5 protein-coding genes are annotated in these 7,027 nt (G+C 34.4%); 4 read left to right on the top strand and 1 reads right to left on the bottom strand.

Features of this window, described 5'->3' with window-relative positions; genetic code table 11:
• Positions 1-16: 16 nt before the first annotated feature.
• Positions 17-1,963 carry an ABC-F family ATP-binding cassette domain-containing protein gene (locus PBV87_RS01115; protein ID WP_271010842.1) on the bottom strand — a complete coding sequence of 649 codons (1,947 nt, stop codon included), beginning with the start codon at positions 1,961-1,963 and terminating at the stop codon, positions 17-19.
• 141 nt (positions 1,964-2,104) lie between these two features.
• On the opposite strand from PBV87_RS01115, the gene PBV87_RS01120 reads away from it, so the two are divergent.
• The 4 genes from PBV87_RS01120 (at position 2,105) to PBV87_RS01135 (ending at position 6,698) form a co-directional block, all read left to right on the top strand.
• Positions 2,105-2,743, top strand: a complete 639-nt coding sequence (locus tag PBV87_RS01120) for a redox-sensing transcriptional repressor Rex (RefSeq protein ID WP_082238863.1) — start codon at positions 2,105-2,107, stop codon at positions 2,741-2,743.
• Positions 2,744-3,157: 414 nt separating this feature from the next.
• Complete coding sequence (locus tag PBV87_RS01125; protein ID WP_271010843.1) at positions 3,158-3,946, top strand: FAD binding domain-containing protein; 789 nt, start codon at positions 3,158-3,160, stop codon at positions 3,944-3,946.
• A gap of 14 nt (positions 3,947-3,960) precedes the next feature.
• Positions 3,961-4,416, top strand: a complete 456-nt coding sequence (locus tag PBV87_RS01130; protein ID WP_271010844.1) for a (2Fe-2S)-binding protein — start codon at positions 3,961-3,963, stop codon at positions 4,414-4,416.
• Positions 4,417-4,418: 2 nt separating this feature from the next.
• Positions 4,419-6,698: a xanthine dehydrogenase family protein molybdopterin-binding subunit gene (locus PBV87_RS01135; RefSeq protein WP_271010845.1), complete on the top strand. Its 2,280-nt coding sequence runs from the start codon at positions 4,419-4,421 to the stop codon at positions 6,696-6,698.
• Positions 6,699-7,027: the final 329 nt, after the last annotated feature.

Below are 7,027 nucleotides of genomic sequence, written 5' to 3' on the forward strand. Positions count from 1 at the left end.
CAATGGCCCTTTTGGTTTAGTTTAAACTTTCCAGTTCTTCTGAAGTAGACTCCCAGTTAGCATAAAGCTCTGTAATATATATTTCAACTTCGGATTTTTTGTTCATGACTTCGCGAGATTTATCAGGGTTAGTATAGACTTCTTCTAGACAAAGTTGCTCATCTAATTCTAGAACGAGAGTTTCTTGAACTTCAATTTGACTTTCAATATCTTTAAGTGTTGTTTGAAGTTTTTTTATCCGATTTTGTAATTCCTTTTGTTTTTGCCAATCTTCTTTGGTAGAAGCTGTTGGAGAAGTAGTTGTAGATTGATGAGATAAATTTGTGCCAGTAGGGGCGTTTGTACTTACTGAATGAGAAGTAGAAAGTTCTTTTTTCTTTTCCATAAAGTAATCGTAGTCACCTAAATACATAGCCATATTATCTTTTGACATATCTAAAACTTTAGTAGCTGTTTGATTGATGAAGTAACGGTCGTGTGAAACATAAAGGATTGTACCTTCATATTGATTCAGTGCATTTTCAAGAACTTCTTTGGACATCATATCAAGGTGATTAGTTGGCTCATCAAGGATGAGGAAGTTAGCTTTTGAAAGCATGATCTTAGCAAGTGCAACACGGCCTTTTTCACCACCGCTAAGGGCATGAATAGGTTTAAAAACATCTTCACCTGTAAATAGGAAAGATGCCAACATGTTACGGATTTCAGTATTTGTAAGATCAGGAAACTCATTTTGAATTTCTTCTATAATACTAGCATGTTGATTTAGGGTAGCATGTTCTTGATCATAGTAACCAATGTATACATTGGTGCCAAGTGTAACTGTTCCAGTTGTAATAGCGCTTGTACCCATAATCATACGGAAAAGAGTGGTTTTACCAATTCCATTAGGACCTACAATAGCAACCTTCTCACCGCGTTTGATATCAAAGTTAATATGGCTAAAGAGTGCCCCATCTTCAAATGACTTAGATAATTCTTTAACAGTGAGGACATCGTTTCCACTAGTAATACGTGGTGTAAGTACTAGATTCATAGGCTTGTCATCTATGGTAGGTAGGTCCATAACTTCTATTTTATCTAAAAGTTTTTCACGGCTTCTTGCACGTTTGATAGATTTTTCTCGATTAAATTGACGAAGTTTAGCGATAACAGCACGTTGTTTGGCAATTTCTTGTTGCTGTTTTTCATATTGATGCATAGCTGCTTCATAGACTTTTTCACTTTCAATGATAAAGTTACTATAATTGCCATTATAGACCATAGCACGACCAAATTCTAAGTGAACGACTTTCGTTACAACACGATCAAGGAAGTAACGGTCATGAGAGATTACAAGAACTGCACCTTTGTAACTTCTTAAGTAATTTTCTAACCATTCTGTAGCTGCGATATCAAGATGGTTAGTTGGTTCGTCAAGAAGGAGAAGGCTAGGCTCTTCTAAAAGAAGCTTAGCAAGGGCAACACGTGTTTTTTGACCACCGGATAAAGTGGTAATGGGTTGATTATAAATTTCTTCTTTAAGGCCTAATCCTTTTAGAACACCTTTTACAAGACTTTTATATTCATAGCCCTTTTTATCTTCAAAAGTTATACGGAGTGCATCGTACGTATGGGTTAATTCCATAGAATGAGTACGAGAAATTTCTTCTTCCATTTGATGAAGCTTAGCTTCTAATGCAATGACCTCATCAAATACATGAAGTAATTCCTCATATACCGTATGAGTAGAATTAAACTGCATATTTTGTTCTAAGTAACCAATAGTGGATCCTTTTGCAAAAAATAGATCACCTTCATCAGGGTGAAGTTCCCCAGTTAAAATTCGGAATAAAGTTGTTTTGCCGGCCCCGTTATTTCCAACTAGGGCAACTTTTTCTGTATCTTCTATATGAAATGAAACATCTTTTAACACAAGTTCTTCGTTAAAAGACTTACGAATACCATGACAATTAGCAATCATAAGTGAACCTCCTCATTATTGTAGTTTCATATTAACAGAAAAACGACAAAAATAAAAGCTATGAATGAACTATGTAGATTGACAAAAAAAAAACTAAAATGCTATACTATAGAATAAGAGTAAAAAGAAGGAGGTAAAGATGTGACTGAAGAGAGAAAGATTTCAATGGCAGTAATTAGAAGATTGCCAAGGTACTATAGGTATTTAGGAGAATTGCTTGACAATGGCGTAACTAAAATATCTTCTAGAGAACTAAGTGAAAAAATGAAAGTTACAGCTTCTCAAATTAGGCAGGATCTTAACAACTTCGGCGGTTTCGGACAACAAGGATATGGATATAATGTTGAATATTTACACAAAGAGATCGGAAAAATATTAGGACTTGAAAATACACATAGTATGATTATTGTAGGGGTAGGGAATTTAGGACAGGCTCTTGCAAATTATACAAGCTTTGAAAAGCGTGGTTTTAATTTAATCGGATTATTTGATGTCAATCCAAGACTTGTAGGTATGAGTATTCGTGGAATAGAAGTTCTGGATATAGACAAAATGGAAGAGTTCGTTAAGGAACATAAAGTAGATATTGCTATTTTGACAATGCCTAAGACTAAAGTTAAAGAAACAGCCGAAAATCTGGCTAAATGGGGTGTAAGAGGTTTATGGAACTTCTCACCTGTAGATTTATTTGTACCAGACGGCGTACAAGTAGAAAATGTACATTTATCACATTCATTAATGACATTAGCTTACAGAATTAATGAATGTGAAGGTGAATAAAATCAATAACTTCCAAACTATATGGAAAGTCGTAAACTTAGAATGTTCGTCTATCATACGTTGAAAAATAACAGAGATAGATGGACATTTTTTTATACATTTATCTTAGAAAAAAGATAAGAATGATAGCAGAATATAATAAAAGAATTCCGAACATTTTTTTTGAAAAAATAAGTGGTTCTATATAAAATGAAGAAAAAATAGAACTATAAAGTCGATAGAAATGAAAAATGTTCGAAATTGTATTGACTTACGTAAGTTTACATTCTAATATAATAATTAGAGAAATTATTATAGGATTTTAAAAAAATAATTAAGAAAATAGATAGAGGGAAGCTAGAAAACTGTAGTTTTTCTCTTTTTTAGCGCCTAAAATATTTTAAAAATAGATTTAATATAAAAGGAGAGTCTTGCGTGATTACCATTAACCAGTATTTATTAGCAACTAGTTTAGAAGAAGCGTACGAAACGCTTGTAGCCAACAAGAAAAATGTTATTTTAGGGGGCATGCTATGGCTTAAAATGGGTAAACAAGCTGTACATACTGCTATTGATTTATCTAAACTTGGACTTGACCAAATTACAGAAACAGATGAATACATTGAAATCGGATGTATGACAAGCCTAAGACAGGTAGAAACAAGTAGGCTTTTACAAGAGCATTTTGATGGTATTGTAGCAAATTGTGTTAAGGACATTGTAGGAACACAATTTAGAAATGTTGCAACTATAGGTGGAAGTGTATTTGGAAGATTTGGTTTTTCAGATGTATTAACAGCACTGCTTGCTTTAGATACTTATGTGGAACTTTACAAAGGTGGTGTTATGCCTTTAGAAGACTTTGTAAATGCAAAGAGAAATAAAGATATACTTGTAAAAGTTATGATCCGAAAAAGTGATAGTAAAGCGAGCTATCATACTCAGCGCAATAGTGCAACAGATTTCCCAGTACTTGCAGTAGCTGTAAGTCAGGCTGATGAAGGCGTAAAAATTTCGGTAGGGGCAAGACCTCATAAAGCAAAACGTGCCTATGAAGCAGAAGCTTTATTACAAGGTGGTTTAACAGAATCTACAATTGAGGCGGCTGCACAAAAGGTTGTAGAGGAGTTAGATTTTGGGACTAACTTACGAGCAGGTGAAGCTTATCGCAAACAGTTAGCACAAGCATTAGTTAAAAGAGCTATAGATGAGATTAGAGCATAAGTGAGGAGAGCATCATGAAAATAAAAGTATGGATTAATAATAAAGTACATGAAAGAGAAATTGAAAGTGATTTACTCCTTATTGATTTCTTGCGTAGTGAAGGTTATTACAGTGTAAAACGTGGTTGTGATACAGCTAATTGTGGCTTATGTACAGTGTGGTTAGATGAAGTACCTGTTTTATCTTGCTCAACATTAGCAGCACGTGCAAATGGAAGAAAGGTGACAACATTAGAAGGGCTTGAAGAAGAAGTTAAAGTATTTGCAGAATTTATGGCTAATGAGGGTGCAGAACAATGTGGTTACTGTAGCCCAGGCTTTATTATGAACGTATTAGCAATGAAAAAAGAATTAGTTAATCCAACAGTAGATGAGATTAAACATTATTTAGCAGGAAACTTATGCCGTTGTACAGGTTATATGGGGCAAATGCGTGCTGTTGAGAAATTCTTGCATTCAGAGGAGGCATAAATATGAAGGTAGTCAATCAAAAGGTTGTAAAAGTAGATGCAATGGCTTTATTAACAGGTAAGCCTGTTTATACAGAAGATTTAATGCCAAAGGAATGTTTAGTTGTAAAAATATTAAGAAGCCCTCATGCCTATGCAAAAATTAAAAGTATTAATAAGCAAATCGCTTTAAAAGTGCCAGGAATTGAAGCTATTTATACATATGAAGATGTACCTCAAACAAGATTTACTTTAGCAGGGCAAACATATCCAGAGCCTAGTCCATATGATCGTCTTATTTTAGATGAATATGTAAGATATGTAGGAGATCCTGTAGCAATTATTGCTGGAACAAGTGAAAAAGCAGTAGATAAAGCACTTCGTATTATTAAAGTAGAATATGAAAAAATGGAACCTGTATTAGATATGGAAAAATCTATTGATCATCCTTCGGTAATCCATCCAGAAGATAACTATTCTTTAAACTTTGATATAGGTAATGAAGTTAAACGTAATATTTGTTCTTCAGGACATTTTGGACATGGAGATATTGAAGCTGCATGGTCAGAAAGTGATGTTATCGTAGAAGAAACTTATCATACAAAAGCCAATGCTCAAGCAATGATGGAACCTTTTAAAACATATACTTACTTAGATCACCAAAACAGATTAACAGTTGTAAGTAGTACACAAATTCCATTCCATTTAAGACATATTTTATCACGTGCATTAGAAATGCCAAAATCTAAAGTACGTATTATTAAGCCTCGTATTGGAGGTGGATTTGGTGCAAAGCAAACTGCTGCAAGTGAAATGTTTGCTGCATTTGTAACAATGAAAACAGGTAAGCCAGCAGGAATTGTTTTTACAAGAGAAGAGTGTTTTAGAGCATCTAATAGCCGCCATGAAATGAAAATTAAAGTTAAAATAGGTAGTGATAAAGAAGGGAATATTAAAGGGATTCAAATTTATACCCTTTCTAATGCAGGGGCATATGGTGAGCATGCATCTACAACTATTGGGCTTGTAGCACATAAAACAATGCCACTTTATAATAAAGCAAAGGCATATCTTTTTGATTATGATGTTGTTTATACCAATACAATGGGTGGTGGTGCCTTTAGAGGATATGGGGCTACTCAAGGAACTTTTGCAGTTGAAAGTACAGTCAACCAATTAGCAGAAAAATTGGGAATGGACCCAGTAGAACTTCGTCTTAAGAATATTGGTGAAGTTGGAGAAATCATGCCAGCTTACTATGGCGAAGAACTTAAGAGCACAAAACTTAAAGAGTGTCTTGAAAAAGGACGCGAGTTAATTGGATGGGAAGAAAAATATCCAAGTAAAGAAGTCAGTAAAGATAAAGTACGTTCAGTAGGTGTAGCGATGACTATGCAAGGATCAGCACTTGCAAATCTAGATGTATCAGCAGTAGAAATGCGACTTAATGATGATGGTTTCTACACACTTATGATAGGTGCAACAGATATGGGAACGGGTTGTGATACAATCCTTGCTCAGATTGCAGCAGAAGTTTTAGATTGTAATGTGGAACGTATTATAGTACCAGGCGTTGATACAGACTATTCACCATTTGATCCAGGTTCTTATGCATCTCGTACAACTTATTTAACGGGTATGTCGGTTATAAAAGCAAGTGAAATGCTAAGAGATAAAATGCTTGTAGCAGCGGCTACGTTTTTACAAGTATCAAAAGATGATATTACATTTGATGGTTACTTATTTGAGACAATAGATGGTGATAAAGTACTGACTTTAGACCAACTTGGTGCACAGCAAGTAGTAGGTGGAGAGTGTGATTATATATCTGTTACAACTGCTCATACAAGTCAAAGTTCACCACCACCATTTATGGCAGGTTTTGTGGAACTTGAATTAGATAAGCAAACAGGAAAGATAGAGTTAATTGATTATGTAGGTGTTGTAGACTGTGGAACAGTTATTAATAAAAATCTAGCAAGAATACAGGCTGAAGGTGGTATTGCACAAGGTATTGGTATGGCTATGTATGAAGATGTGAGGTACAATGCACAAGGTAAGATGATGAACAATAACTTTATGCAGTATAAAATTCCAACACGTCTTGATGTAGGAAATATTCGTGTAGACTTTGAAAGTAGCTATGAACCAACAGGTCCATTTGGAGCAAAATCAATAGGAGAGGTTGTAATCAATACACCATCTCCAGCTATAGCACATGCTGTATATAATGCTTCAAATGTTTATGTTACATCACTTCCAATTACACCAGAAAAGGTTTTAATGGGTATGCTAAATCAATAGATTAAAGGGAAAGCAGTGGAAATTACTCCACTGCTTTTTTATGTGGAAAAGTACAACTACTGATAATGAAAAAGAATGATATTTCTGGACTAATATGTCACACTTTGTCTTTTTATACATATGATATAAATGTAAATAAGCTTTAGGAGGGATTTTAATATGGCATGTTGTAATTGTGGATGTGGATGTAATGGTGGGCAAAGAAGAAACTGCAGAACATTAGCAAATGAAGTTTATGATCTTATTGAAGATATTCAAGGACTTATGGATGATTTAGAAGATGCTTGGGATGCATTAGAAGATGAAGGTTGTATTAAAGGTGTAGCCGA

Origin of the sequence: Holtiella tumoricola (genome assembly GCF_027857615.1) — a bacterium.
GTDB classification, from domain to species: domain Bacteria; phylum Bacillota; class Clostridia; order Lachnospirales; family Cellulosilyticaceae; genus Holtiella; species Holtiella tumoricola.

Bases quoted from the DNA above. Each gene is read 5' to 3' on its own strand.
- PBV87_RS01115 (WP_271010842.1), bottom strand. From the start codon at position 1,963: ATGATTGCTAATTGTCATGGTATTCGTAAGTCTTTTAACGAAGAACTT.
- PBV87_RS01135 (WP_271010845.1), top strand. From the start codon at position 4,419: ATGAAGGTAGTCAATCAAAAGGTTGTAAAAGTAGATGCAATGGCTTTA.
- PBV87_RS01130 (WP_271010844.1), top strand. From the start codon at position 3,961: ATGAAAATAAAAGTATGGATTAATAATAAAGTACATGAAAGAGAAATT.